Annotated in this window: 29 protein-coding genes; 10 read left to right on the plus strand and 19 right to left on the minus strand. The window is 70.0% G+C overall.

What is annotated here, in order from left to right; all coding sequences use genetic code 11:
* Positions 1-4: 4 nt before the first annotated feature.
* On the minus strand, positions 5-799 hold the full coding sequence (locus tag NGR01S_RS17005) for an aquaporin (protein WP_063037888.1): 795 nt from the start codon (positions 797-799) through the stop codon (positions 5-7).
* A gap of 316 nt (positions 800-1,115) precedes the next feature.
* Between NGR01S_RS17005 and rpsT the strand changes: the two genes are divergently transcribed.
* Positions 1,116-1,376, plus strand: a complete 261-nt coding sequence (rpsT, locus tag NGR01S_RS17010) for a 30S ribosomal protein S20 (RefSeq protein ID WP_063037890.1) — start codon at positions 1,116-1,118, stop codon at positions 1,374-1,376.
* Positions 1,377-1,524: 148 nt separating this feature from the next.
* The gene (locus NGR01S_RS17015) at positions 1,525-1,770 is read left to right on the plus strand and encodes a hypothetical protein (RefSeq protein WP_063037892.1); all 246 of its coding nucleotides are present in this window, start codon (positions 1,525-1,527) and stop codon (positions 1,768-1,770) included.
* Positions 1,771-1,792: 22 nt separating this feature from the next.
* On the opposite strand, the gene holA is transcribed toward NGR01S_RS17015, so the two are convergent.
* The 12 genes from holA to NGR01S_RS17070 form a co-directional block, all read right to left on the minus strand.
* Positions 1,793-2,764, minus strand: coding sequence for a DNA polymerase III subunit delta (holA, locus tag NGR01S_RS17020; protein ID WP_084481212.1), 972 nt, complete (start codon positions 2,762-2,764; stop codon positions 1,793-1,795).
* Positions 2,765-3,014: 250 nt separating this feature from the next.
* The gene (locus NGR01S_RS17025) at positions 3,015-4,691 is read right to left on the minus strand and encodes a ComEC/Rec2 family competence protein (protein WP_218020782.1); all 1,677 of its coding nucleotides are present in this window, start codon (positions 4,689-4,691) and stop codon (positions 3,015-3,017) included.
* 280 nt (positions 4,692-4,971) lie between these two features.
* Positions 4,972-5,871 (minus strand): ComEA family DNA-binding protein, encoded by a 900-nt coding sequence (locus NGR01S_RS17030; protein WP_063037893.1) that lies wholly within the window; start codon positions 5,869-5,871, stop codon positions 4,972-4,974.
* Positions 5,872-5,989: 118 nt separating this feature from the next.
* A complete protein-coding gene (locus NGR01S_RS17035) occupies positions 5,990-6,832 on the minus strand; it encodes a DegV family protein (protein ID WP_063037894.1) in 843 nt (280 codons plus the stop codon).
* 3 nt (positions 6,833-6,835) lie between these two features.
* Complete coding sequence (octT, locus tag NGR01S_RS17040; RefSeq protein WP_063038013.1) at positions 6,836-7,570, minus strand: diglucosylglycerate octanoyltransferase; 735 nt, start codon at positions 7,568-7,570, stop codon at positions 6,836-6,838.
* Positions 7,571-7,729: 159 nt separating this feature from the next.
* Positions 7,730-7,906: a hypothetical protein gene (locus tag NGR01S_RS30985; protein ID WP_157107294.1), complete on the minus strand. Its 177-nt coding sequence runs from the start codon at positions 7,904-7,906 to the stop codon at positions 7,730-7,732.
* The gene (locus NGR01S_RS17045; protein WP_063037895.1) at positions 7,896-8,555 is read right to left on the minus strand and encodes a histidine phosphatase family protein; all 660 of its coding nucleotides are present in this window, start codon (positions 8,553-8,555) and stop codon (positions 7,896-7,898) included. Before NGR01S_RS17045 ends, NGR01S_RS30985 begins: the two co-directional genes overlap by 11 nt.
* The gene (gene rsfS, locus NGR01S_RS17050) at positions 8,545-9,030 is read right to left on the minus strand and encodes a ribosome silencing factor (RefSeq protein ID WP_084481214.1); all 486 of its coding nucleotides are present in this window, start codon (positions 9,028-9,030) and stop codon (positions 8,545-8,547) included. The genes NGR01S_RS17045 and rsfS overlap by 11 nt, the downstream gene beginning before the upstream one ends.
* Before the next feature lie 25 nt (positions 9,031-9,055).
* Positions 9,056-9,721, minus strand: a complete 666-nt coding sequence (gene nadD, locus NGR01S_RS17055) for a nicotinate-nucleotide adenylyltransferase (RefSeq protein ID WP_063037896.1) — start codon at positions 9,719-9,721, stop codon at positions 9,056-9,058.
* A 39-nt stretch (positions 9,722-9,760) separates the two neighbouring features.
* Positions 9,761-11,167 carry a vWA domain-containing protein gene (locus NGR01S_RS17060; protein ID WP_373861428.1) on the minus strand — a complete coding sequence of 469 codons (1,407 nt, stop codon included), beginning with the start codon at positions 11,165-11,167 and terminating at the stop codon, positions 9,761-9,763.
* A gap of 2 nt (positions 11,168-11,169) precedes the next feature.
* Positions 11,170-12,063 (minus strand): AAA family ATPase, encoded by an 894-nt coding sequence (locus NGR01S_RS17065; RefSeq protein WP_063037899.1) that lies wholly within the window; start codon positions 12,061-12,063, stop codon positions 11,170-11,172.
* A gap of 148 nt (positions 12,064-12,211) precedes the next feature.
* Positions 12,212-13,477: a glutamate-5-semialdehyde dehydrogenase gene (locus NGR01S_RS17070; protein ID WP_063037901.1), complete on the minus strand. Its 1,266-nt coding sequence runs from the start codon at positions 13,475-13,477 to the stop codon at positions 12,212-12,214.
* A gap of 63 nt (positions 13,478-13,540) precedes the next feature.
* Here NGR01S_RS17070 and NGR01S_RS17075 point away from each other — a divergent pair, with 63 nt between their 5' ends.
* Positions 13,541-14,425, plus strand: coding sequence for a ribokinase (locus NGR01S_RS17075; RefSeq protein ID WP_084481216.1), 885 nt, complete (start codon positions 13,541-13,543; stop codon positions 14,423-14,425).
* A gap of 153 nt (positions 14,426-14,578) precedes the next feature.
* Positions 14,579-15,796 carry an RtcB family protein gene (locus NGR01S_RS17080; protein WP_063037903.1) on the plus strand — a complete coding sequence of 406 codons (1,218 nt, stop codon included), beginning with the start codon at positions 14,579-14,581 and terminating at the stop codon, positions 15,794-15,796.
* Between the two features lie 269 nt (positions 15,797-16,065).
* Here the strand turns inward: NGR01S_RS17080 and NGR01S_RS17085 are convergent, their stop codons facing one another.
* Positions 16,066-16,686 carry a hypothetical protein gene (locus tag NGR01S_RS17085; protein ID WP_063037905.1) on the minus strand — a complete coding sequence of 207 codons (621 nt, stop codon included), beginning with the start codon at positions 16,684-16,686 and terminating at the stop codon, positions 16,066-16,068.
* 298 nt (positions 16,687-16,984) lie between these two features.
* Here NGR01S_RS17085 and NGR01S_RS17090 point away from each other — a divergent pair, with 298 nt between their 5' ends.
* A complete protein-coding gene (locus NGR01S_RS17090; protein ID WP_063037907.1) occupies positions 16,985-17,506 on the plus strand; it encodes a DoxX family protein in 522 nt (173 codons plus the stop codon).
* Positions 17,507-17,569: 63 nt separating this feature from the next.
* Here NGR01S_RS17090 and NGR01S_RS32840 read toward each other — a convergent pair whose 3' ends face one another.
* Entirely contained in the window at positions 17,570-17,698 is a 129-nt protein-coding gene (locus NGR01S_RS32840; protein ID WP_281179762.1) for a hypothetical protein, read from the minus strand.
* 103 nt (positions 17,699-17,801) lie between these two features.
* On the opposite strand from NGR01S_RS32840, the gene NGR01S_RS17095 reads away from it, so the two are divergent.
* On the plus strand, positions 17,802-18,491 hold the full coding sequence (locus tag NGR01S_RS17095; RefSeq protein WP_084481218.1) for a helix-turn-helix transcriptional regulator: 690 nt from the start codon (positions 17,802-17,804) through the stop codon (positions 18,489-18,491).
* Positions 18,492-18,566: 75 nt separating this feature from the next.
* Here the strand turns inward: NGR01S_RS17095 and NGR01S_RS17100 are convergent, their stop codons facing one another.
* Entirely contained in the window at positions 18,567-19,295 is a 729-nt protein-coding gene (locus NGR01S_RS17100; protein WP_063037909.1) for a helix-turn-helix transcriptional regulator, read from the minus strand.
* Positions 19,296-19,356: 61 nt separating this feature from the next.
* Here NGR01S_RS17100 and NGR01S_RS31990 point away from each other — a divergent pair, with 61 nt between their 5' ends.
* From NGR01S_RS31990 to ligD, 3 genes are all read left to right on the plus strand, one after another.
* Positions 19,357-19,521: a hypothetical protein gene (locus NGR01S_RS31990; protein ID WP_218020783.1), complete on the plus strand. Its 165-nt coding sequence runs from the start codon at positions 19,357-19,359 to the stop codon at positions 19,519-19,521.
* A 96-nt stretch (positions 19,522-19,617) separates the two neighbouring features.
* Positions 19,618-19,761 carry a hypothetical protein gene (locus NGR01S_RS31995; protein ID WP_218020784.1) on the plus strand — a complete coding sequence of 48 codons (144 nt, stop codon included), beginning with the start codon at positions 19,618-19,620 and terminating at the stop codon, positions 19,759-19,761.
* A 124-nt stretch (positions 19,762-19,885) separates the two neighbouring features.
* On the plus strand, positions 19,886-20,848 hold the full coding sequence (gene ligD, locus NGR01S_RS17110; protein ID WP_063037911.1) for a non-homologous end-joining DNA ligase: 963 nt from the start codon (positions 19,886-19,888) through the stop codon (positions 20,846-20,848).
* A 35-nt stretch (positions 20,849-20,883) separates the two neighbouring features.
* On the opposite strand, the gene NGR01S_RS17115 is transcribed toward ligD, so the two are convergent.
* Positions 20,884-21,636, minus strand: coding sequence for an isocitrate lyase/PEP mutase family protein (locus NGR01S_RS17115; RefSeq protein WP_063037912.1), 753 nt, complete (start codon positions 21,634-21,636; stop codon positions 20,884-20,886).
* A gap of 92 nt (positions 21,637-21,728) precedes the next feature.
* Between NGR01S_RS17115 and NGR01S_RS17120 the strand changes: the two genes are divergently transcribed.
* Positions 21,729-22,523, plus strand: coding sequence for a Pr6Pr family membrane protein (locus tag NGR01S_RS17120; RefSeq protein ID WP_169811923.1), 795 nt, complete (start codon positions 21,729-21,731; stop codon positions 22,521-22,523).
* On the opposite strand, the gene NGR01S_RS17125 is transcribed toward NGR01S_RS17120, so the two are convergent.
* Together NGR01S_RS17125 and NGR01S_RS17130 are read right to left on the minus strand one after the other, a co-directional pair.
* The gene (locus NGR01S_RS17125; RefSeq protein ID WP_245664637.1) at positions 22,447-24,576 is read right to left on the minus strand and encodes a RecQ family ATP-dependent DNA helicase; all 2,130 of its coding nucleotides are present in this window, start codon (positions 24,574-24,576) and stop codon (positions 22,447-22,449) included. The two genes, NGR01S_RS17120 and NGR01S_RS17125, sit on opposite strands and share 77 nt — an antisense overlap.
* A 211-nt stretch (positions 24,577-24,787) precedes the next feature.
* A complete protein-coding gene (locus NGR01S_RS17130; RefSeq protein WP_063037916.1) occupies positions 24,788-26,647 on the minus strand; it encodes a Na+/H+ antiporter in 1,860 nt (619 codons plus the stop codon).
* Between the last annotated feature and the right edge of the window lie 46 nt (positions 26,648-26,693).

Raw genomic sequence — 26,693 nt, forward strand, 5'->3', positions numbered from 1 at the left:
CGGGTCAGACCTCCAAGCTCCGGGAGCGGCCGAAGAGCAGCCGGTACACCAGCGCGCCCAGCACCCCGCCGATCAGCGGGAACACGATGAATGCCCACAGCTGCCCCATCGCACCGACCTGGAAGGGCGCGACCGCCAGGCTCCGGGCGGGATTCACCGAAGCACCGTCGACCGGGATCGCGATCAGGTTGATGACCGCGAGAGTGAAACCGATGGCCAGGCCCGCCTGCGGAATCTCCGAAATCCGGTCGGTCGAGGCCAGCACCACGAAGACCAATAGCGCGGAGAGCATCACCTCCACGATGATCATGGCGGCCATGCCGTATCCGTCCTGGATCACCGCCTGCCCGGTCGGGCCGGTGACCGCCGACGGACTGTGTGGACCCCAGCCGTTGGCACCCAGGCCGTCGGCCGCGCGATCGTAGGAGGGCAGGTTCTTCGCGATCGCGAACAGCACCACACCCGCCACCAGACCGCCCACCACCTGCGCGACGATGTAGCCCACCGCGCTGACCGGGGCCAATCGGCCCATCAGGAACTGCCCCACGGTGACAGCCGGATTGACATGGCATCCGGATACCGGCCCGATGGCGTAGACCAGGAGCAACAGGGACAAACCGAAGGCCAGCGCCACACCCAGCGGGCCCACCTTCTCTCCCGCCAGTACCGCGGTTCCCACTCCACCCATCACCAGGACGAACGTGCCGAGCGCCTCGGCGGCCCATTTCTTGGGATCGGATGGCACCGCCGGTTCGACGCCCTCGAGGATCGCTTCCTTTTCCTGCGCAGTGGGAGACATACTGGTCCGCCTTCCGAGAGGATCGCCGCCCCGCCTGGTGCCGGGGCGCACACCGGGAAACACCTGGGTCCTGCTGGGAAAACCGCTCTGCCGATCGTTGGGGACGTTACGCGGGGCGAATGACGCGCACAACGACATCGCCTCGCCCGCAATGTGACGATCCGCCCACGATTTCGTCGCGCCGCCACGTGCTGGTAACCTGGCCAATCGGCGTTGCCTACCCCGTGCCCGGCCGTTCCCTTGTATGGACGAGCACCAGGGCGGGGGTGCACACAGACTTTCCGACCGAACCAGACAGGAACCAGAGGATACCGGCGTGGCCAATATCAAGTCCCAGATCAAGCGGATCCGCACCAACGAGGCGGCGCGGCAGCGCAACCAGTCGGTCAAGTCCGAACTGCGCACCTACATCCGCGCCTTCCGGGCCGCCGCCGCGTCCGGTGACAAGGAATCCGCCGCCGAGCGCCTCCGTTTCGTGAGCCGCAAGCTCGACAAGGCCGCCTCCAAGGGCGTTATCCACGCCAACCAGGCCGCCAACAAGAAGTCGGCGATGGCGACCGCGCTGAACAAGCTCTGACCAACTGATCCCCTTCGACGACCGGCCGCCGCGGCATTGAGGACCACGGCGGCTTTTGGCGTTCCCGGCCCCCGGTCAGCGCGGCTTTTCCGGCCGTTCCCGGATGGCGCCGGACCGGTTGCGCGCTTCCTGCCGTAGCATGCGGCCCATGGTTACGGTGTATGCGAACCAATCGGTAGTCCAAGCCGAGGACCTGCCCGGTGTGATCCGGGCCGCCGAAGTCCTCGGTATCGGAGTCAAGATCGAGAACGTGCTGGTCTCGGCCGATGATGACGGCGGCCCGGTGGTGGTCTGGATGGTCACCCGGGACGAGGAGACCCCCGTCTACGAGGAGTGGGACGGCCGCTACGACGAAGCGGCCGAAGAGGCACTGGGCCTCAGCGCGGTCGAATAGCGGCCGTTCGCTCGCCGGCTCCTCAGCTGCGTCCGTGCAGGGCGAGCAGCTTCAGTACGGCGTCCTCGAGTGCGAAGCCGGAATCGGCGGCGCCTCCTTTGACATCAGCGTTCAGCGTCGCCACGACCTGTAGCGCCGATCCGATCGTGGCCGGGGTCCAGCCCCGGGCCTGCGATTGCGCCTTCTTCACTTTCCACGGCGGCATACCCAGCGGACCCGCCAGTTTGAACGGATCCCCGCGCCCCGCGGATCCCACCTTCGCGATGGTGTGCACGGAATCGGCCAGCGCGTCGGCCAGCACCACATGCGGAACCCCGCGGTCCTGCGCCCAGCGCAGCGCCTCCACCGCGCCCGCCCGGTTCCCGGCCACGGTCAGGTCCGCGACCTCGAAGCCGGATACCTCGGCCTTGCCGGAGTAGTACCGGCGTACCGCCGCGACATCGAGCTTGCCCCCGGTATCGGCGACCAGCTGCGAGCACGCCGCCGCCAGGTCACGCAGTTCCGACCCCACCGCGTCGAGTACGGCCTGCACCACATCCGCCGACACCCGCGCCCCGGCCCCCCGGAATTCGGCCCGGACGAATTCGGACCGCTCCGAGGCCTTGGTGAGCTTCGCGCATTCGTGTACCACCGCGCCGGCCTTCCGCAATTCGGGGACCATGGCCTTGGCGCGGCCCCCGCCGGAGTGCACGACCATCAGTACCACCCCCTCGGGTGGCGCCGCGGCGGCTTCGGAGATCACCGCGACGGCGTCCTTACCGGCCTGATCCGCCGCCTCCAGAATGATCACCCGGTCCTCGGCGAACAGCGAGGGACTCAGCAGTTCCGCCAATTCCGCACTGCTGGCATCACCGGCCCGCAATCGGTCGACCGGGACCGCGTCCGGGTCCGGCGCGACCGCCCGCACCTGCCCGGTCACCCCGGCCACCGCACGCTGGATCAGCAGTTCCTCATCGCCCAGCACCAGGTGCAGGGCCGCAGGTCGCTCGCTCACGGCTCCGATCGTACGGCTGCCCGCCGGCCACCGGTCGCAGCCCGGGCGGTGCGGACGCCGAGGGCCCGGCGATCTCGTAGGAACAGGGCGAGGGCGGGTCGATAGCAGGGCGGAGTCCACGGCCGATTGCGTCGCGACGCGGTCGTCCGGTTTCGAGCTGCGCGAACATGGCGGGCGCCCGATTCCACGACGGGGATACGGCCTGCCACGGGTCCATGGGGGTGGTTCCGGCCGGAGCCGGGAAGGCTCATCAGCCGGGAAAGAAAACCAGTAGTAGGTACGCGGCGAGGATTCCGAGGGATGCGGCCGACAGGACCCGCCGGACCCGGGCCGACCGCAGGGCCGCGATTCCGCCGGCGACCACCACTGCGGCGATCACACCGCCCGGTGCACCGCCGGGGACCGGGACGACCGCGCCCGGTACGGCGGCCGCCTCGGTCGCCACCGTGAGCAGCCACCACATCGGCAGCCCGATCGGGCGCAGAACGAGGTGCGCGAGGGGGTCCCAGCAGGTGGCCGCCGCGGCCGCCAGCGCTCCGCCGACGGTGATCGGGGCGATCACCGGGGCCACGAGAATATTGGCGGCCACGGCCACCAGGCTGAGCTGCCCCGATATCGCAATGGTGAGCGGCGTGGTGACAACGAAGGCCGCGGCCGCCACCGCGACCAGTTCGGCGGGTAGTCGCCACCAGCCACGGGCCCGCAGATGGTCGGCCCAGCTGGGCGCGAGCAGGAGCAACGCACCGGTCGCGAGGACCGAGAGCGCGAAGCCGGCTTGAACGGCGAGCGCGGGCCGCAGCGCCAGCAGGGCGATCACCGCGGCGCAGAGGGCGGGCAAGGCTTGTTTCCGGCGGCCGGTCAGCAAGGCCAGTAGCGTCACCGACCCCATGGCCGCGGCTCGGAGCACACTCGGATCGGGCCGGGCGATGATCACGAACGACACCAGCGCCACCGCGGCACAGAACAGCGACAGACGCGGACCGAGGGTGAGCAGCCGGGTGGTGGCGAGCACCGCGGTGAGCAGGATCGAGAAGTTCGCACCGCTGACGACCGTCAGATGCTGGAGGCCCGCGGCGACGAAATCGTCGTGCACCCGGTCACTCAGCGCCGAGGTGTCTCCCGCGACGAGCGCGGGCAGCAGGCCGGCCGGATCCGGTGCGAGTGCCCGGCCGGCGGCCGCGACCAGATCCGAACGCACCGAATCGGCGGCCGCCTGCCACCACGGCAGCGGGCCCGCGGTGCTCGGTTCGCCCACCGGCCGCAGGGTGACCACCGTCAGATCGTGACTGCGCGGGGGCGCGGGCCGGGCCCGGAATTCGATCGGCTGCCCCGGCAGCATTTCCGCCCAGGTCGGCCCCGCAGCCAGCACGACCACCGCGCCACCGCCGCGTACCACCTGGTCGCGATAGCGGAACTCCCGGAGTTCGCCGCGCACCACCCAGAGCCGGCCGCGTCCGGAGCCACTGCTGCGCACCGGTTTCGGGTCGTCCCCCGGCACCATCACCACCTCGACCGTCGCCGCGGCCGGTACCGAGCGCAGCGGATGCGCACCGACCTGATGCTCCCGCCACGCGCCGGCACAGGCGAACGCCGAACCGATCAGCGCGGCACCCAGCACCACCGTCGCCACGACCCGGCGGCGTTCGCTGCGATGGGCTATCCCGGTCCACAGCAGTGCCCAGGCCGCCAGGGCGAGCACAGCCAGCGCGAGCGCGACGGCCACCCCCGCGACCCACCCGGCGCCGACCGCGAGGACGGTGGCGAGCCAACAGGACAGAGTCGCCGGCAGCAACCGCGCATCCAGCACCGTATCCGGACCCGCCGTATCACCTTTCGCTCCCGCTGCGCGCCGCCGGCCTTCGGTGCCCGGCGGCGCGCTCACCGGCATACCCGCCCCCATTTCCGCACGAGGCGCCAGAGCAGCCACCGATCTCGCCTGCGGGACGGGCAGCTGGTGAAGTCATCGATGAGGGCGGTCGCTACCGTGCGGATCGCACCCGCCCCCCGTGTGTGGCTCCGCCGCCTCGGCCGGGCTCCGGGCTCCGGGCCGCCGAGTCGGCGCCGCGGGTTTGGTTGACGACCACCCGGTGTGTGCCCGGTGCGCCGACCGCCGACCACCTGCGCGTGGCACCGGCTTCGTATCGACATCTCACCGTGGCCCGGCACCGGTTCGGCGCCCACGCCGCTCGTCCGCACGGGCAGCGTCTTCATACCTTCACCAGTTCGCGCAGGCGCGCGAGCCGGGCCGGGCCGATACCGTCCACCTCGGCCAGCTGATCCACATCGGTGAACCGCCCGTTGGTTTCGCGCCAGGCGATGATCGCCTTCGCGGTCACCGGGCCCACTCCGGGCAACGCGTCGAGTTCGGCTTCGGTGGCGGAGTTCAGATCCACCGGTGTACCCGCCGGGGCCCCACCACCGTTCGTGCCGGGATCGGGCGGAGGTCCCGCGGAGCCGCCGCTGATCGTCACGCTGCCCGGTAGCGGCCCGCCGGGTTCGCCGGGACCGACCCGGACCTGGTCGCCGTCGGCCAGCCGCTGGGCCAGGTTCAGTCCCGTCAGATCCGCGCCGTCGAGCGCACCGCCCGCCGCCGTTATCGCGTCGGCGACCCTGGCGCCGGGTGGCAGCCGCACCAGACCTGCCCGGTGCACCAGACCCACGACACTCACCACCAGTTCGGCGGGCTGCGTTCCGGTCGGCGCCGGCTCTGCCGCGCGAGGCACCGGCCCGGCTTCCGCGGAATCCACCGGCAGCGCGGCGGATTGGACCGCGGGCAGCGGGGGAACCGATTGCGCGACCGGACGATCCCACAGCACCATCACGACCGTCAGCAGCGCGGCGAGCAGGCCGATACCCGCCATGGCCGCCACTCCGCGCCGCCCGGTGTCCAGGCGCGCGCCGCGGAACCGGTCGGGGATCAGTCGGTCCCACCGGCCGGCCGGGGCAGGTTCGTCGTCCAGCCAGCGCGGGGTGCGTACGGCATCGGCCTCGGCGAACGCGGAGTCCGGCCACGGACGCACCCGGGGGTCCGTGTCGTCCCGCGGTAGCTCTGCGAGGTGCCCGCCCAGTTGTCTGCGTACCCGTTCGCGCTCGTCGTGTGGTGCCATGCCCGCGACGCTAGGCCCGGCCGGACGCCGAACGCATGGACCCACCTGGGGTTTCGATAGACCTGTGGACAACTCCGGCCTGTGGACGGCCGGTGGCCGCGACAGATACCGCGACCGGTCAGCCGCACCCGCCGGGGAGTACCAGTACCCCGACCGCGCCGACCCCGAGATGGACCGCCAGCGCCGGCCCGAACTCGGCGACGACAACCTCGTCGACCTGCGGGAGACGTTCGCGCAGTTGGTTCGTCACCGTCTCGGCGGCCTCGGCGGCCGCCAGATGCTGCACCCCCACCGCGGCCGGGCCCGCACCCGCGGCCTCCTCGGCGGCCGCGACCAGCTTCGCGAACGCCTTCGACCGGGTACGTACCTTGTCCCGTAGTTCCAGCCGCCCCTGTACCAGTTGCAGCACGGGCTTGCTCACCAGCTCGCTGCCGAAGAAACTCGCTGCCGTACTGAGCCTTCCGCCGCGACGCAATTGCTCGGTGCGATTCACCACGAAGAACGTGTGGGAACCCGCCGCCGCCCGCACCGCGGCCTCGTACACGGCCGCGAGCGTGCCGCCGGCAGCCGCGCACCGCGCGGCGGCCAGCGCCGGGAAACCGGTCGCCAGGCCTGCCCCGAGCGAATCCACCAGCAGCACCGACTCCGCGGCGTCCATATCCCGGACGGCCTGCCTTCCCGCCTCCCAGGTCGCCGAAAGCTGCCGGGACAGATGTACCGCGACCACACCGTCGCCGCGGCTGCGCCGCAGCGCCTCGGTATAGGCGTCGCGCAGTTCACCCGGCGACGGCGCCGACGTGGTGACGTCGTCGGCGGTGTAGTCGACGGCGAGCTCGTCCACACCCTCCCGGATCTGCGCATCCCCCACCAGCACGTGCAGGGGCACCACCTCGACACCCAGCTCGCCGATCACCTCCACGGGCAGGCTGGCGGACGAATCGGTGACGACCACGACCGCCATGTCTCACCCCACCTCTTGCAGCGTTTTCACCATCGCCTTGGCGACCTCGGTGTGCCCGTCCCACCCCCAGTGGATCCCGTCGGGATTGGCGTCGCCGGAGAAAATGTTGTCGTGGACCGCCGCCTTCAAGTCCACCAGCGGCACACCGCACCGCCGCGACCAGGCCCGCAGGGCGCGCACCGCCGGTTCGCGGCCACTGTGCACCCGGCCGTAGGCCGCGCAGTCGTGCACCGACGGCAGTACCGCGACCACGGGCAGCTCGGGCCGGAGCCGGTTCAGCGCCGTCCGGCACTGCTCCAGATAGTCCACGCTCACTTCGGGTGGAAGCGCCACCGGGCGACCGAGTTTCGCCGCCCGGGGCTGAACCCACTGGTAGGCCGAGCGCACCACCCGGCGCAGCCCCGACGGCCGCACATAGCGGATGAGTTCGCGCAGTGCGGTGGGCAACGGTGAGGGCAGCGAATCCATACCGCCCACCGCGAAGACCACGGCACCGGCGCGTGGGACAGCCGCCCAGACCCGCGGGTCCCCGATCAACGCCCAGTAGGCGTCCCGGCAGGTCCAGCCGATCCGGGCGACGAGTTCGACATCCCAATCCAGTTCGGCCGCCACCAGATTCGGCCAGATCCGGGGGTGATCGGCCGGCAGTCCGCCCCGTGGGCCGAAATAGGACAACGAATCGGCGATCACCAGCAGTACCGGTCGCGGGGCACCGGAAGCCGCGGATCCGGTGGGCACCGCGGGATCCGGCGTGACCTCCACATTCGGCGCGATCCGTGGCGCGGTACCCGTCTCCGCGACCGAACCCGTGTCCGGGCCGGTCGTTCCCGGTTCGCTACCCGGACCGGGCGCATGTGTACCCGCGGACGTGGCTGTCACTGCGGAATCCTCCTGAGGTCAGACTGCCTTCCGGACGTCGCCGTCCTCGGCGGCCGCGGTGTCGTCGGCGGTCTCGTCCGCCTCCCGTTCGGGCGCCGGGCCGAACAGGGCGTCCGGTAGCGCGCGCTCCGGTTTCGCGGATACCTTCTGGAACAGTTCGTCCGGTATCTGGCGGTTCAGGTCTTCAGATGACATCGGGTGCTACTTTCGCCGCTGCGTTCCACACATCGAGACGCCAACCGGGCTTTTCCGGGCTCGGGCCGTGGCTGCTCAGCTGCACCCAGCTGGCATTGGCCAGGCCACCGAGGGCCGGCCAGTTCCGAGGCGGCAGATCGAGCAGCGCGGCGGTGAGCGCGGCGATCAGCCCGCCGTGCGCCACGAGAATCATAGTGGCGCCGGGCCAATCCCGCCGCTCGTCGAACAACTCCTGCACCACCGGCAGAGCGCGGGCACCGACCTCCAGTTTCGATTCCCCACCGGGCGGGGTGAAGGTGGCGTCCATCCGCCACTCCAGCCGGGCACCGGGATAGCGGGAATCGACCTCGACATCCCCCATACCCTGCCAGTCCCCGAGATGGGTCTCCCGCAGCCGCGGCTCCCGGACCACGTCGAGTCCGGAGTGCTCCGACAGCGCCAGCGCCGTGTCGTAGGCGCGGCGGAGATCGGAGGAGATCAATCCGACCGCCTGGTGGGAGACCAGTTCGCGCGCCGCCTCTTTCGCCTGTCGCCGTCCCAGATCGGTGAGATCGGTGTCGATCTGCCCCTGCATCCGGTCGCCTGCGTTCCATTCGGTCTGCCCGTGGCGCAACAGGATCAAGGTGCGCACACCGGTTTTATCTCTCACTCGGTTCTCCAGCACTTTCGTCTCCGGCGGCCGGTGGCGCGCCGTGTTCACGCGGCATGAGCGAGGGCCCTGCGTGGTCACGCTCCACTCCTTCCGCCGGGCCCGACTCGCTCATTCCGATCCCCTCGACCGGAACGATGGGGCAGTCTTTCCACAATCGTTCCAGCGCATAGAAATTACGTTCGTCGTTGTGCTGGATGTGCACCACCACGTCGACGTAGTCCAAGAGCGCCCAACGGCCCTCGCGGGTCCCTTCCCGGCGTACCGGTTTATGTCCGGCCGCGCGCAGTTTCTCTTCGACATTATCGACGATGGCATTGACTTGGCGCTCGTTCGGCGCCGAAGCGATCACGAAGCAGTCCGTGATCACGAGTTGTTCGGAGACGTCCAGCACGACCACATCGGCGGCCAGCTTCTCGTCCGCGGCCAGCGCGGCGACGGTCGCCATCCGCACCGCCTCTTCCGTCGCGCTCATGCTGCTACCTCCGGGCGTGCGCCGCTCATGCCAGCACCTCGTTCACGTTTCCATCACCTTCCGCTCGAGCGGGCACATAGAGATGCCGCTTCGATATGTACTGCACGACCCCGTCCGGTACGAGATACCAGACCGGCCGCCCCTCGGCCGCGCGACGGCGGCATTCACTCGACGAGATGGCCAGCGCGGGGACCTCGATCATGGTGACCGCGTCGTCGGGCATACCTCGCAGATGGTCGGCCAGATGGTCGATGTTCAGCTCGTACCCCGGCCGGCTGACCCCCACGAATTTCGCCAGCTCGAACAGTTCCGCCCAATCCTGCCAGGTGAGGATGCTGGCCAGCGCGTCGGCCCCGGTGATGAAGAACAGTTCCGCGCCCGGGTACTGGGCGTGCAGATCGCGCAGGGTGTCGACGGTGTAGGTCACTTTACTGCGGTCCACATCCGCCCGGCTCACCGAGAACCGCGGGTTGGAGGCGGTGGCGATCACCGTCATGAGATACCGGTCCTCGGCCGGGCTGACCTGGCGATCGGTCTTCTGCCACGGCTGTCCGGTGGGTACGAAGATCACCTCGTCGAGGTCGAACCGGTGCGCGACCTCACTGGCCGCGACCAGGTGTCCGTGGTGGATGGGATCGAAGGTGCCACCCATCACACCCAGCTTGCGTCCACCCCGGCCCGTTCCGTGCATGAGTGTCGAGCTTAACGGTGGGGTCGCGGCGGGTTCCGGTCAGACCGGTAGCAGCCGGGACACCACCGCCGTGAGCTGCGCCGCCGACCGGCATTCGTGCATTTCGATGACCTGCTGGTACCGGTCGGCGGCCGAATCCCCGGATCCCCAGTTGGTGCGCGGTTCCGGGTTCAGCCAGTGCGCGTGCTTGGCGACCTCGACCAGCTCGCGCAGGGTGGCAAGCTCGGGGTCGCGGTAGTTGGTGCGGGCATCACCCAGGATCAGCAGGGAACTTCGGCTGGTGACAGCGTCGCGGAACGTCTCGGCGAAGCTCGTCAGCGCACTGCCGTAGTCGGAGTGGCCGTTGAAGCCGACGATATCGGCCTCGGCGAAGATCCGCTGCATGGCTTCGTCGAGCTGGGTGTGCGGATCGAAGAACCTGGTCACCTCGTCGGTGTGATCGACGAAGGCGAAGATCCGGACCTTCGAGAACTGTTCACGCAACGCGCTCACCAGCAGCAGGGTGAAATTGCTGAAACCCGCGACCGAACCCGATACATCGCAGAGCAGGACCAGCTCGGGGCGGCCGGGCCGGGGTTTGCGGTTCACCAGATCGATCGGTACCCCACCGGTGGACATGGACTTGCGCAGGGTTTTGCGCAGATCGATCTCACCCCGCTTGGCGTGCCGGCGGCGCACCGCGAGCCGCGATGCCAGGATCCGGGCCAGCCGCTGCGTACTGCGCCGCAGTTCGGCCAGCTCCGCCTGCGAGGCCCGCAGGAAATCGACTTCCTCGGCCTGCCGCGGGACCCCATAGGAGGCGACCCGTTCCTTACCGATGCGTTCGGCAACCCGCCGCCGGGTCTCCGCCTCCACGGTGCGCCGGAACCTCTCGATGCGGGAGCGAGCGGCCCGGCGCGCGATCTCGGTATCGAAATCGCTCATCCCGGGCGTGGCCATGGCAGCCAGGATCTGCGCGAGCAACGTCTGCGGCTGCACCTCCTTCAACGCCTGATACGACGAGAAGGACGCGCCCCGCGCCGACTGGTACTGCCCCAGCTGTTCGACGAGCTGTGCGGCCATCAGCGCCTGTTGTTGACCCGAACCCTCGTCGGCGAGCATTTCGGCCAGCATGCGCCGCAGTCCGGGGATATCGACCTGGCCGTCGTCGCGGTACGGGATCTCGGCCTCCGCGGCGCCGGCGCGGTCTCCGATGGCCACCGGGAACCACAGGTCGAAGAGTCCGTCGTAGGTGCCGCGATGGGTGGTGCGCCGCAACAGGGCGCAGGCCAGTCCCTCGCGAACCGACTCGCGGTCCAGCAGGTCGAGCACCGACAGCACCCGACCCGCGTCCACCGTCTCCGACGGGCCCACGGGTATCCCCCGCGCCCGCAGCGCCTCCACGAAACCGACCAGATGCCCCGGCAGACCGTGCGGGGCGAGGGGCTGGTCGTCGGTGGCCACCACGGTCAGGCCGGTTTCAGATCGGCCAGCGCCCGCTGGTGGTCACTGCGGTGTTTGAGCACCACGCCCAGCGTTTCCCGGACGGTGGTGTCGTCGAGTTCGGTGTGCCCGAGCGCGAGCAGGGTGCGGGCCCAGTCGATGGATTCGGCGACCGAGGGCAGTTTCTTCAACTGCATTCCGCGCAGCACGTGCACGATCCGCACCAGCTGGGTGGCCACCGCCTGGGGAAGTTCCGGGACCCGGCTCGCGAGGATCCGCCGTTCGAGATCCTCGTCCGGGAAGTCCAGGTGCAGGTAGAGGCAGCGCCGCTTGAGTGCCTCGGACAGTTCCCGGGTGGCGTTGGAGGTGAGGACCACGAACGGTCTCCGGGTGGCGGTGATGGTGCCCAGCTCCGGCACGGTCACCGCGAAATCACTCAGTACCTCGAGCAGCAGACCCTCGATCTCCACATCGGCTTTATCGGTCTCATCGATGAGCAGGACCGTCGGGTCGGCCCGGCGGATCGCGGTGAGCAGGGGCCGGGACAGCAGGAATTCCTCGGTGAATACATCCGATTTGGTCTCGGCCCAGTCGTTCTCGCCGGCGGCCTGGATCCGCAGGATCTGTTTGGCGTGGTTCCATTCGTAGAGCGCCCGCGCCTCGTCGACACCCTCGTAGCACTGCAACCGCACCAGTTCGGCATCCGCCGTCTGCGCCACGGCCCGCGCCAGTTCGGTTTTTCCGACACCCGCCGGACCTTCGATGAGCAGCGGTTTGCCGAGCCGATCGGCGAGGAAGACCGAGGTCGCGGTGGCCTTGTCGGCCAGGTATCCGGTCTCGGCGAGGCGGTGCACCACATCATCGACCGATGCGAAGATCGGCTCCTGAACCGGCGGGGAGGGGGTACTCGCGGGCTCCATCGGGCCGTCCTTCCGTTGAACTCTCCACCCCACGCTACCGGGCGGTTACCCGACCGGCGTCGCCCCCCGGGGCCGCGAGAGATCCCGCCCCCGGCGCAACGGGACCGGAGGTGAGACGCGAGGCCCCGCGTTCTCGTCGCCGGGGTCGTCAGGCGGGGCGGATCTGCCCCGAACCCCGCACGACCCACTTCGAGGAGGTGAGTTCCGGCAGCCCCATCGGGCCGCGGGCGTGCAGCTTCTGGGTGGAGATGCCGATCTCGGCACCGAAACCGAACTGCTCGCCGTCGGTGAAGGCGGTGGAGGCGTTCACCATAACCGCCGCCGCGTCCACCCGGCGCGAGAATTCGTCGGCCGCGGCCAGTTCCCCGGTGACGATGGCCTCGGTGTGCCCGGTGCCCCAGGTATTGATGTGTTCGATCGCGGTGTCCAGATCGTCGACGACCTTCACCGCGATATCGAGGGTCAGGTACTCCTCGCCCCAGTCCTTGTCGGTGGCCGGGACCATCCCGTCGAGATCGCCGTGCAGGGTGACGCCCTTGTCGGCGAGTGCCTTGCTCAGCCGTGGCAGCGCGGTATCGGCGATGGCCGCGTCGATCAGCACCGTCTCGGCCGCATTGCACACACTGGGGCGGCGGGTCTTGGCGTTGACGAGGATCTCTTCGGCCATATCCAGATCGGCACCGGAGTGCACGTAGACGTGGCAGTTGCCGGTACCCGTTTCGATGGTCGGCACCCGGGCGTCGCGCACCACCGCGTTGATCAGGCCCGCGCCACCGCGCGGGATGACCACGTCCACCAGGCCGCGGGCCTGGATCAGGTGGGTCACGCTGGAGCGATCCGAACTCGGCAGCAGCTGGACCGCGTCGACCGGGAGGCCGACCCCGTTCAGCGCGTCCCGCAGTACGGCGACCAGCGCCGCGTTCGACCGCGCCGCCGAGGACGAGCCGCGTAGCAGCGCCGCGTTGCCGGACTTCAGCGCCAGTCCGAACGCGTCGACGGTGACATTGGGCCGCGCCTCGTAGACCATGCCCACCACGCCGAGGGGCACCCGGACCTGGCGAATCTCGAGTCCGTTCGGCAACGTCGATCCGCGCTCCACGACACCCACCGGATCGGGCAGTCCGGCCACCTGGCGCAGCCCCGAGGCGATGCCGTCGATCCGGTCCTTGGTCAGCCGCAGCCGGTCCAGCAGCGAATCCTCGGTGCCGGCGGCTTTCGCCGCGACCAGGTCTTCGCCGTTGGCTTCCAGCACGGTGTCGGCGGCGGCGAGCAGCGCGTCCGCGGCGGCGTGCAGCGCCTCGTTCTTCCGATCGGTGGTGAGCTGGGCGAGGACCCGGGAAGCGACCCGCGCCCGGCGGGCGGCTTCGTGCACGGCCGCACGCATATCGAACTCAGCGGTGGTCTCTACCGTCATGGCCTACAGCCTACGCAGCGGAAAAATCGGTTCTACCGGCACTCACCGCGCTAGGTTTTCCCCGTGACCATCCCACTGATCGCCGTACTCGGCAGTATCAACATGGATCTGGTGACCACCACCGATCACCGGCCCGCACCCGGCGAAACGGTCCTGGGCCGCGGCTTCACGATGGTGCCCGGCGGGAAGGGCGCCAACCAGGCGATCGCGGCGAGCCGGGCGGGCGGGCAGGTGATGTTCCTCGGCGCGATCGGCACCGATGTGTTCGCGCCGCGATTGCGCGCGGTGCTGACCGGGTCCGGGGTCGATACCACCGGGTTGCGCACGATCGAAGGCCCCAGCGGGGTCGCCTCGATCGTGGTCGATGCCGGTGGCGAGAACTCGATCATCGTGGTAGGCGGTGCCAATACCGGGCTGCGCCGCCTGCGCGCCGGCGATCTCGCCGCCGTCGCCGCGGCCGATATCCTGCTGTGCCAGCTCGAGGTCCCGGTCCCGACCATCGCGGAAGCGGTGCGGCACGCCCGGGACAATGACACCACTGTGATACTCAATCCCTCTCCGGCCCAACGCCTTCCGGCGGGTTTGTGGAGCCGGGTGGATGTGGCGGTGGTGAACCGGGGCGAGGCCGAGGACCTGGGCGGCACGCTCGACCGGGTGCCGCACCTGGTGGTCACGCTCGGCGCGGACGGCGCGCGCCACCGGGGGCCGGACGGCGTGGAGACGACCGTCGCCGGACCGGCGGTCGATGTCGTCGACACCACCGGCGCGGGTGACACGTTCGCCGGCGCCCTGGCCGTCCGCTGGTCGCGGGGCCCGGCCGCGGCATTGCGTTTCGCCTGCGCCGCGGGGGCGCTGGCCACCACCGTGCTGGGCGCCAGCGCCGCCATTCCGTGGTGCGCCGATATCGAGGCCGCCCTGTCCGCCGGGCCGGGCGAACCCCCTCCGTGAGACGTCTTCGCTCCCGCTGCCGTCGGCGCACGCCACGACCCCGGACAGCCTGCCGGCACCCCCCGGAAATTCGATCGCCTCCTCGTATCCGGCGGCCTACCGTGGAATTACGGCGGCGGATATCGGTCCGCCCCGGAGGGAAGGAACGAGACAATGTTTCCCGTCGAGCTGTCCGGCACCCGGGCACGGACGTTGATGTGGGCCCACGAGCACGAGATCGAGGCGCAGGCGCTGCAACAGCTGCGCAATATCGCCCGGTTGGAATGGGTCCACGGCGTCCGGGTCATGCCGGATGTGCACCTCGGGAAAGGCGCCACGGTCGGTTCGGTGATCGCCATGCGTGACGCCGTCGCTCCGGCCGCGGTGGGCGTGGACATCGGTTGCGGGATGGAGAGCGTGCGCACCGATCTGACCGCCGCCGACCTCCCCGATGATCTGCGCGCCCTGCGATCGGCGATCGAGGCGGCGGTGCCGGTCGGTTTCGCCGCGCACCGGCACCCGGTGCCGGTGAACAAGCTGGCGCCCGGACCATCCGGAGTCGCCACCGCGACCCTGCGCACCGGCTGGGACCGGTTCTGGTCGGCGTTCGGCGACCTCGACGATGCCGTGGGGTCGCGGGAGTCCAAGGCGCACAAGCAGATGGGTTCGCTGGGCGGCGGCAACCATTTCATCGAGGTGTGCCTGGACCAGGACGATCGGGTCTGGATCCTGCTGCATTCGGGGAGCCGCAATATCGGCAAGGAGCTGGCCGAACGGCATATGGCGGTGGCGCGCAAGCTGCCGCACAACCAGAACCTGGTCGACCGCGACCTGGCGGTATTCCTGGCGAACACCCCGGAAATGGCCGCCTACCGACACGATCTGACCTGGGCCCAGGAGTACGCGGCCCGTAACCGCGCCGTCATGCTCGCACTGGTGTGCGAGGCGGTGCGCAAGCAGTTCTCTACCCGGGAAGTGCTGTTCGATACGCCGGTGTCGTGCCACCACAACTATGTGGCGGAGGAGAAGATCGACGGCGTGCCCATGCTGGTGACCAGGAAGGGCGCGGTGCGGGCGGGAACGGGCGATATGGCGCTCATTCCGGGCTCGATGGGCACCCGGTCCTATGTGGTGCGCGGTAAGGGTAATCCGGATTCGTTCCAGTCCGCGTCCCACGGCGCGGGCCGCCGGATGAGTCGTAACGCGGCCAAGCGGCAGTTCAGCGTCGCGGATCTGATCGCCCAGACCGAGGGTGTGGAGTCACGGAAGGACGCGGGTGTGGTGGACGAGATCCCGGCCGCGTACAAGGACATCGACGAGGTGATCGACGCCCAGCGCGACCTGGTCGATGTGGTGGCGACGCTGCGGCAGGTTTTGTGCGTGAAGGGCTGAGACCGGGATGAGCACGGACTCGATCCACGGTGCCGGCCTGCCCCGGTAGGTCGAGTAGCGGCACCGGACCGAACGGCGGATGCGCCCGGGTAGCGGCGCGGGCGTTTCCGGTTGCCCGATACCGGGCGCGGCGCCGGTTCGGATATCGCGCGCGGACAATCGCGCAGTGCTCCGTCCGGGCGCGACGCCGGTCCGGACGACGCGCACCAACGATCCCGCACCCGCTCCACCACCCGGGTGAACGTGCAGCGGGATATCGGCGGCGGGTCTCAGCCGGGCAGTCCGCGTCGGCGTAGCGCCACGGCGAGCCCGGCCCCCGCCAGCAGGACGCCGACCAACAGCATCACCCCGCTCGACAGCCAGGTGTGCAGCACCCGGGAGAGGTCGGCAGACAGGCCGGGCAGCGACGAGATCAGCCGATAGGTCTGTCCCGGCGCGGCGATCTGGACGGCGGCCGGCAGTGCGCCCCAGATCAGCCCGGCGATCACCGCTGCCGCGGGTTCGTACGCGGCCAGTCCGGCGACGATCAATAGCAAAGCCGCCCCGAGCAGCGACTGCGCGGGTGAGAGCCAACGGTCGGTGGTGTCCCACCATCGGCCGGCGGTCGCCGCGCCGTTGGCCGCGATACCGACCGCAACCGGGGTGATCACGACCGCGAGCAGCGCGGCGAGCGCGGTGCGCCACGACTCCCGCTGCCGGTACCGCGTGGCACCCGGCCTCCCCGGCTTCCGTCCGGCGGCATCGTCGCCCCGCGGTCCCTGTGCGATTGCGCCCTCGGGCCGCAGCGGCGCATCGTTCTCATCCGGCCGCGGCCGCTGTGCGGCTGCAGCCGGTCGGGGTCGCTCGCCCGGCGGTGACGGCGCGGTGGGCTGTTCGGGTCGAGAGGTCATTCGCACTCCTCCGGGCCGGTCGGCGGGTGCGGGCGGTCCGGTTCCACACCGCGCGCTGCCCCGCACCCTCGCATATCCGAGGTTCGCCGACCACTACGCCGTCCGGCGAACCGGGTGTCCAACCGCCGGAGAGCAGCGGGCCGACAAGCCGCCGAAGGATTGCAGGGCACCACGGCGGAGCTACATATTGACTAGTTATCAGTCGATGCATACTATCTTGTTGTTATCAGTCGATAACAACAAGAATCTGCCCGGCGCCGTGCGACCGGACAACCGACTCCCGCCTCGGAGGAACCGCATGTTCGACACCCTGATGCTGTTCGTGGTCCCCACGCTGGTCCTGCGGCTACTCGGCCGGATCGGCGTCCGCCGCTTCGACACCTGGCGGGTCAGCGCCGCGCACGGGCTGGCATTCCTGTTCACCATGACCGGACTGGCGCATTTCATCCCCGACTCGGTCACCGTGATGCCCAGCCACGATGACCTGACGGCCATGGTCCCGTCCTACATCCCGTTCGCGGACTTCGCGGTCTACGCCACCGGCGTCCTGGAACTGGCCGGTGCCGTGGGGTTGGTGGTGGCCGCCACCCGCCGCTGGGCCGGCCTGGGTCTCGCGGCGCTGCTCGTGATCATGATCCCGGCGAATATCCATGCCGCACTGAACGATATTCCGCTCAATGGTGAAGCGGCCACGCCGCTGTGGTTCCGGATACCCGAACAGATCGTGTACTTCACCCTCGCCCTCTGGGTGGGCGGATTCCTACCCGCGGTACGCCGGGATCGCGGCACCGAGCGGTCGCTCGCGGCCACGGCGCGCTGACCCCGTCCCCTCGGTCCCCGTTGCCGCGCAGCCGCGGGAACGGGGGCCTTCAGGGAGCAGAGATCAGCCCTGCTGCGTGGGCACCAGGACCAACTCGGCCACATTCAGCCGCGGTGGCACCGCGGCGCCGATTCCGCTGGAAGCTCCGATAACCACTGCCACCCGTCCGTTCGGATTCTCGTTGTTCGTCATGCCCTCAACCCTCGGCCCGAGCCGGGCGGGCTGCCAGGTCGCGGACTTCCTGGTAGTCGGAGGGCCACCCGGCCGGGCCGGGTCCGCACCTACCCTGGAACACATGCATTCGGACAACCGCCTGGGCGCGTTCCTGTGGGCCCGTCGTGAACTGGTCCGGCCGGAGGATTTCGGGCTGCCCGACGGCGGGCAGCGGCGGGTCGCCGGTCTGCGGCGAGAGGAGATCGCGTTACTGGCGGGGGTGAGCGCGGACTATTACATCCGGCTCGAGCTGGGCCGGGACAAACATCCGTCGGAACAGGTGATCAGCGCCCTGGCCCGGGTGTTCGCGCTGGACGACGAAGGCACGGCCCATCTGCGGGAGCTGGCTCGCCCGGCGCCGGCCCGGCCGAAGCGGTCCCGGCGGCCCGAACGCGTGGCGTCCGGACTGCTGCGGCTCATGGATCTGTGGGAGCGGACGCCGGCCCTCGTCCTGGGACGCAGCCTCGACGTCCTGGCGGCCAACCCGCTGGCGGTCGCGGTGAACGCGTGCTCGGTCCCCGGTATCGATCAGGTGCGGATGGTCTTCCTCGACCCGCGGGCACGCGATGTGTATCCCGAATGGGGCTCGATCGCCGCGGATACGGTCGCCAGCCTGCGGGCGACGGCGGGCGCCGATGCGGAACCCGGTTCACCGTCCGAACGCGCGTTGTCGCTGCTGGGCAGCCTGACGGCCGCGGAACCCTGGGGCGCCGGCCCGCCTCCGCCGCCCGCGACGCAGCCGGGCCGGGCCATCGATACGACGCTCGGGTAGCGTGCTGGGCACGTCGGCAGCAGAGCTCCCCGGTACGACGTTCCCGATACCACGCGCCGCGCCGGCCGGGACAGGTCATGTGGGGTCGGTGCGGAGCAGTTCGAGAGCCGCGGCGGTAGCGGTGCCGGTTCCGGCCGAGTAGACAACGACCGTCTGATCCGCTTCCGGCGCCGACAGCACATCGCAGTCCAGCGTGAGGGTTCCCAGCTCCGAATGGACGACGGAAGCGGTGCGACTACGCAGTCGTCCGGAGCGCCCGTTACGCCACAACTCGTCGAACCGTGCGCTGCCGGAGCGGAGTTCGTCGATCAGCCCGGCAAGACTGGGATCCTGTGGGTATCTGGCCTGCGCCGTACGCAGACAACCGACGCAGTCTGCGGCCCCGGTGTGATCTCCTGTCTCTACCGCTCGGTCCGGTCCGACCCCGAGAAAGCGCTGCCGGACAAGGTTTCGCTGCTCGGGGGGCTGTGCGGACCAGTCGCCGAGCAGCGCAGCCGCCGACGGGTTCCAGGCCAGCACATCGGATTTGGCGGACAACACCAGCGCGGGCAGGCCACCCAGTCGGTCCAGCAGCCGGCTAACACTCGGCCGGACCGACATGAGAATGCGTCCGATCCCCGGCGGCTCGGACCCGGCGAGCCGGAAAATCAGATCACGGTCGGATTCGCTCAACCGCAGCGCCCGCGTCAAAGCGCCGAGCACCTGATCGGAAGGTTTGGAGCCGCGGCCCTGCTCGAACCGGACGATGTAATCGACGCTGAGCCCCGCCAGTTGCGCGACTTCCTCCCGCCGGAGCCCGGGCACTTGCCGGCGGGATCCCGCCGCGAAACCCCAGTTCGTATACCTCAGATCGGAGGACCACTCGATGGAACGACCGGAATCGGACGGGACGACCGTACTGTCGATCGGCCTCGATCCCGGAGCCGTGGACTACGGCCGCCATCCGCACATCGACGCGGCGGCCCTCACCGCACGGATAGCCGCGGGCGAGACGGCTCTGCGTGACGCCGGATTCGACCTCGTGTCCTGACGGGTACCCGCGGATCCGGACGCGGCCGAGGCGAAATTACGCGAATGCGCGGCGGGCCGCTCGTTCGGGGTGGCGATGATCGGCGCGGGCGTACGCATGGCGACCGAGCACACGCTACTGTTCGAACGCTTGGTGAACGTCATCGTCGAGCTCGTGCCCGGCATACGGTTGTGCTTCAACACCTCCCCGGAAACCACCATCGACGCTTTGCGCCGCTGGGTGGCGCCCGTCGTCCACTGAGCAGCACCGCAACGGGACCACGGCGGCGGCCGGCAGCCGAATATCGGTACCCACAGAGCGGCCGCGCGACCGACGCGCCCCGGACAACCGACCCCGAACCGGTTGCGGCGGCTAAGGTCGGACCATGGCTGGCGGCGCGGGCGCGGCGGTGGAATTGACGGTCGGAGAACGCGAGGTGCGTATCTCCAACCCCGACCGGGTCTACTTCCCGGAGTCCGGCGTGACCAAACTCGATCTGGTGCAGTACTACCTGAGCGTGGGCGACGGGATCGTCAACGCGCTGCGGGATCGGCCCTGCATGCTGCACCGCTTTCCGAAGGGATTGACCGGCGGGAAAGTGCACCAGAAACGGCTGCCCGCGGGCGCACCGGACTGGGTATCGACCGTGCGGGTGTACTTCCCGCGCTACGGCCGGCACGCCGATGAACTCTGTGTCGGCGAACTGGCGGAGGTCGTGTGGGCGGTGCAGATGTCCACGGTCGAGTTCCATCCGTGGAATTCGCGCCGGGCCGATACCGAGAGTCCGGACGAATGGCGGATCGACCTCGACCCCATGCCGGACTGTCCCTGGTCACGGGTGCAGCGGGTGGCCGGGGTGGTCCGCGAGGTGCTCGACGAGATCGGCGCGGTCGGCTGGCCGAAGACCTCGGGCGGCAAGGGATTGCACGTCTATGTGCGGATCGCGCCGGAGCACGGATTCCAGCAGGTGCGCCGCGCCGCCCTGGCCTTCGCCGAAGAGGTCCGTCGCCGGGCTCCCGACGATGTGACGACGACCTGGTGGCGGCGCGACCGCGATCCGGGCCGGCTGTTCATCGACTACAACCAGAACGCGCGCGATCACACGATCGCCGCCGCGTATTCGGTGCGCGGCAACCCCGCCGCCACGGTCTCCACCCCGGTGAGCTGGGCGGAGATCGACGATATCCACCCCCGTGATTTCACCGTCGCCACCGTGCCCGCCCGGTACCGCCGCCTCGGCGATCTGCACGCGGGCATCGACGACGCAGTGTTCGATCTGCGGCAGCTCATCGAATGGGCCGACCGCGACGAGGTGGAGCTCGACGAGGAGCCGGTACCGGAATCCTGACCGGTCCCGGCCCCGCGCCGGTCACCGCCGCAGGATCATTTCCAGGGTTCCAGCAGTCGTTTCGCCTCCACCGCGAGCGCGGCCTGCAGGAACGGCCCGAAGCTCACGCGTGCCGCCCCGGCCTTCGCGAAATAGGCCTTGTCCGCCTGCTCCGGCACGGTGACCGCGTTGACGGGCAACGGCAATTCGGCACACAGCCGGGCCAGCACCTCCGGCCCGTAGCGGCCGACCGGATACAGCACATCGGCCCCGGCCGCGGCCGCCAGCCGCAGCCGTTCGATCGCCGGGCCGACGAGTTCGGCCGGATCGCCGGATGGCGCGAGCAGCAGATCGGTGCGGGCGTTCACGACGACGTGCACACCGCTGTCGTCGGCCGCCTGCCGCAACCGGCCCACGAGATCGGCGTGCTCCTGCGGTTCGCGCAGCCGCCCGCCCTCCTTGTGTACGGTGTCCTCGAGGTTGAAGCCGACCGCGCCGGCCCGCAACAACCCATCGATGAGCGCCGCCGGCTCGACACCGTATCCGGATTCGAGATCGACCGAGACCGGTACGTCCACCGCGGAGGTGATCTCCCGGACGCGGCCCAGCACATCGGTGAAGGCCATACCCTCGTGATCGGATTTACCGAGCGAATCGGCGAGCGGATGGCTGCCGACCGTGAGCGCCGGAAAGCCGGCCTGCTGGACGAGATCCGCCGACCAGGCGTCCCACACCGTGGGCAGGATCACCGGGTCTCCGGGGCGATGGAGTGCGAGGAATGCGTCGGCCTTCTCGGGCAATGTGGTCACCGCATCGATCCTGCCGTACCCGTACCCGGATACGCATCCGCTGTCGCGTGTCGCCGGTCCGGGCGCGGCCGGCGACGGCAGGATGGACCGGTGTGAACGCGCATATCCGGCCGGCCGGCCGCGCCCCCGCGGCCGATTTCGCCGCCCGAGCCTGCCATCTCGCGATCGCCCTGGTGATCGCGGCCGCATTGGTCACCCAACTGACACTGCTGTTCACCGGCGGCCCGGACACGAACTCGGGACGCGCGGAACCGGACGCCGGTATCGGAACAGGACTCGTCCGACTATTCAGCTATTTCACCATCCAGAGCAACCTGTTCCTGCTGGTCGCCTCGGCGGGACTGGCTCTGAATCCCGTACGGGACGGGCGCCTCTGGCGGGTGTTACGGCTGGACTCCCTGCTCGGGGTCGTGATCACCGGCCTCGTCTTCGTCCTCGTGCTGGCGGACGAGGTACATCTCACCGGCGCGGCGTGGTGGGCGAATCTCGGCTTCCACTACCTCGCCCCCTGGGCCGGTCTGGCCGCCTGGCTGGTGTTCGGGCCCCGGCCCCGGATCGACCGGCGCACCATCGCCGCCGCGTTGGCCTGGCCGGTCGTCTGGATCGGCTACACCTTCGCTCACGGCGCGGTGACGGACTGGTACCCGTATCCGTTCCTCGACGTCGTCCGGCAGGGATACCCGATGGCGATGATCAACACACTGCTGGTGGTCGTCCTGGCGATGGTCCTGATCGGCCTGTTCGCACTGCTCGACCGGGTGCCCACCGTCCGGGGGCGAACCCGGCCGGCCCCGGTCCCGGACGCGCCGGTCAGGCCGGAGTCGCCAGGGCGAACGGGAGAACCGCCGGGGCGCCCGCCCGGCGTAGCGCCCACGCCGCGACGGTGAAGGTCCAGCCGGTGTCGGTGAGGGTGTCCACCAGCAGGATCGGACCGTCCGCCGCGCCGAGGTCGGGGACCTCCCACCCGTCGTACAGTGCGGCGACCCGGTGGGCCGAGTTGACGGCGGATACCGGTGGCCGGTCCGGACGAATGCGCAGGGTGCCCAGGTTGCGCAGCCGGCCGATCCCGGCGAGGCGTTCGGCCAGCGACCCGGTGAGGACCGGATGCGTCTCGGATTCCAGGGCCAGGACCGCGGTGGGCCGAACGGCCCACTCCCATTCGCGCAGCACCGGAATGCACGCGTCGACCACCTCGTCGGGCACCGGACCGTCGGGACCGTCCAGGATCGGGCGCAGTCGCCGGCCCCAGCCCAGCGAGTTGAGCCGGCCCAGCACCCGGCCGGTCTCGGCACCCTCGGCGATCTTGCCGGACAGCGGCACACCCAGTTTCGCCATCCCGGTCGGCCACTGTTTACGCGGCGCGAGATCGATACCGGGCCGGTCGAGCCGGGCCCGGGTGGCGGCCACCGCCGCGGTATCGACGGTGGTCTCGCGATACTCGCCGGTGCAGTTGTCGCAGCGGCCACAGGCGCCCGTACCCGGCGCGGCGGCCAGCAGCGCCGGATCGTCGAGCTGGCGGCGCAGGAATTCCATCCGGCAACCGGTGGTTCGCTGGTAGTCGAGCATGGCCTGCTGTTCGGCCGTGCGGGCGGCATCGAGTCGCTCGTACCGGTCGGCGTCGTAGGTCCACGACTCGCCGGTGCCGAGCCAGCCGCCACGCACCCGGCGGACCGCCCCGTCCACATCGAGCACCTTCAGCACCATGTCGAGCCGGGAGCGGTTCAGTTCGACGAGAGGTTCCAGGGCGGCGGTGGACTGTGGACGCTCCAGGTCCAGCGCTTCGAGGACCGACCGGACCACATGTTCGCGGGGGAAGGCGACCGAGGCGAAGTAGCTCCAGATGCGGGTGTCTTCGGGACCGGGCAGCAGCACCACCTCGGCTTGTTCGGTCGCGCGTCCGGCACGGCCGACCTGCTGGTAGTAGGAGATCGGCGAGGACGGCGCACCCACGTGGACCACGAAACCCAGATCGGGCTTGTCGAAACCCATACCCAGCGCGGACGTGGCGATGAGAGCCTTGACCTCGTTGTTCAACAGCGCGGCCTCGAGCGCTTCCCGTTCGGTCGGGTCCGTCTGGCCGGTGTAGGCGGCGACCTTGTGGCCGTGCGAGTTCAGCACATCGGCGAGGTCGTGGGCGCCGGCGACGGTCAGGGTGTACACGATCCCGGAACCCGGCAGCCGGTCCAGCTGATCGCCGAGCCAGGTGGTGCGTTCCACCGCGTCGTCGAACCGGACCACCGACAGGTGCAGCGACTCACGGTCGAGATCCCCGCGCAGGACCAGGGTGTCGGTGCCGATCTGCCCGGCCACATCGGTCACCACCCGGTCGTTGGCCGTGGCGGTGGTGGCCAGAACCGGTACGTCGGCGCCGAGGTCGGCGATCAGTGTGCGGATGCGGCGGTAGTCCGGACGGAAATCGTGGCCCCAGTCGGACACGCAGTGCGCTTCGTCGATGACCACCAGCCCCGCGTCGGCGGCCAGCCGGGGCAGCACCTGATCCCGGAAATCGGGGTTGTTCAGTCGTTCGGGGCTGACCAGCAGCACATCCACCGAACCGGTCGCCACCTGCTGGTGGATCTCATCCCATTCGGTGACATTGCCGGAGTTGATGGTGGCCGCGACCACTCCGGCCCGCTGGGCCGAAGCGACCTGGTTGCGCATCAGGGCCAACAGGGGCGAGACGATGACGGTGGGCCCGCGCCCCTGCGCGCGCAGCAGTTTCGCCGCGATGAAGTAGACCGCCGATTTACCCCAGCCGGTGCGCTGCACCACCAGGGCCCGGCGTTTACCGACCACGAGCGCTTCGATCGCGGTCCACTGGTCCTCCCGCAAGCGGGCGCCCGGCCCGGCGAGCTCCCGTAGCAGTGCCTCCGCGTGCTCCCGTAGTTCGCCGGCGACTTCGCCGGCCCCGCCCATGGTGCTGCCCGGTGCTGTCGACATGGCGCCCATACTGCCGCAGGCCACCGACAGCAGTCGGTCCGCCCGCTCCCTGGTTCTCCCGACAGCTGCCGGGATCACTCCTGGTCACCCCGGTGACAGGCCACGACGCGATCCCGGAAACCGGCGGGTGGCGCCGTTCGCGTCACCGGGCACGGCGGCCGCGGGACGGTTCCGGTAGCCCGGTCACGACGCCGATACGGGTCTGTGCGGATCAGCCCAGAAGTTCGTCGACGTAGCACCACCGCCACGCCTCGCCGGGCTCCACACTGCGCATGACCGGATGATCGGTCGATGTGTAGTGCCGGGCCGCGTGGTTCCCCGGCGAGGAATCGCAGCAGCCGATATTCCCGCAAGTCAGGCACATGCGCAGGTGTACCCACGTCAAACCCTCCGCCACACACTGCGCGCACACATCCGGCCTGTCGGAATCGCACACCAGCGGGGCCGCCCGCAGATGCGCGCAGTCCTCGGCCGCGCCGCCGGGAACCGCCAGCGGCTCCTGCCGCTCCTCCTCGTCGCCCTCGTCGAACCGGTCGATCATGGACTCCTCGAGGTCCAGCCGGGCCAGTACGTGCTGCAGGATCTCGTAGTCCACCCCACCCGAGTCGCGGACCCGCAGCACCGTCTCCCGTTCGGCCCGCAACATCTCCAACCGCAACCGGCGATATTCGGCGGTGGGGGTCGCCAGCTCGGATTCCGGCCGGCCCAGCCGCTCCCAGGCGGCGTTGGTCCGCCAGGTGACCCGGTCACGTAGGGAGTGCACGACCTCCTCCGGAGTGTCCGGACCGACCGCCGCGTCCAGCGTGGCGAGGCCCGCGTTGGAGGCCTGGGTCAGCAGATTCGCCTTCTGCAACGCGTCCTCGGCCCGGCTCGGCCCACGCAGCCGCAACCTGCGGACCAGCCACGACAGCGAGGTGCCCTGGAGCAGCAAAGTGCCCGCGACGACGACCAGGGCCAGCAGTTTCAGTACCGGCAGCTGCGGAGTGTCCGCGGGTAGCAGCAGCACGGCGGCCAGGGTCACCACCCCGCGCATCCCGGCCCAGGAGACCACGGTCGAATGGGCCGCGGGCGCCGGCGACCGCCCGAATACCGGTTGGAACAGGGCATAGCCGAAGATCCAGACCGGCCGCGCCAGGATCACCGCCAGCAGGACCGCGATCGCCGTGACGATCAGGGTGCGGTGATTCAGCCCGCTCGCCCACGCATCCCGGACGATCGTGTTCACCTGCAGCCCGATGATGAGGAATACCGCGCTCTCCAGGATGAACTGCACGGTGCCCCAGTTGATGCGTTCGGCGGTACGCGAGGCCGCGCTCTGCCACACCGGCGCCCCGTGCCCGAGGATCATCCCGCAGGTGACCACGGCGATCACCCCGGAGGCATGGATCTCCTCGGCCGGCAGATAGGCCAGGAACGGCGCGAGGAAGGACAGGGTGGTGTCCAGGACGGGGTCGGTGATCCGCCGCCGCAACAGTGCGAGCGCGTAGGCGACCGCGATCCCCACCACCGCGCCGCCACCGGCGGCGAGCAGGAAATCGCCCCCGGCATTCCATACCGATACCGCTCCCGCCGACGCCGCGATCGCGGTCCGCAACGCCACCAGCGCGGTCGCGTCGTTGAACAGCGACTCGGCTTCGAGGATGGAGACGATCCGCCGCGGCATCCCGATCCGCCGCGCCACCGCGGTCGCGGCCACGGCATCCGGCGGCGCCACCACCGCGCCCAGCGCCACGGCCACAGCGAACGGCACCGGCAGCAGCCACCAGACCACCGCGGCCACCGCGAACGTACTGAACAGGACCAGCCCCACCGACAGCAGCGCGATCGCGCCGATATTGGCCCGGAAATCCACCAGCGAGGTGCGGATCGCCGCGGTGTACAGCAACGGCGGCAGCAAGCCGAGCAGCACGACCTCCGGTTCCAGATGAACCTCGGGGACGAACGGCAGATATGACGCGGCGACCCCGGCCAAGGTCAGGGCGAGCGGCTCGGAGATACCGGCCCGGCGCGCCAGCGCCGCCACGGCCGCCGCCGAGGCCACCAGGACAACCAGGCCGATCGCGATGTGCATTCGCGAATTCTCGCAGGTGGCCGCTTACCGCTGACACGCTCGTCGG

This window comes from Nocardia grenadensis NBRC 108939, assembly GCF_001613445.1.
Classification (GTDB): Bacteria; Actinomycetota; Actinomycetes; order Mycobacteriales; family Mycobacteriaceae; genus Nocardia; species Nocardia grenadensis.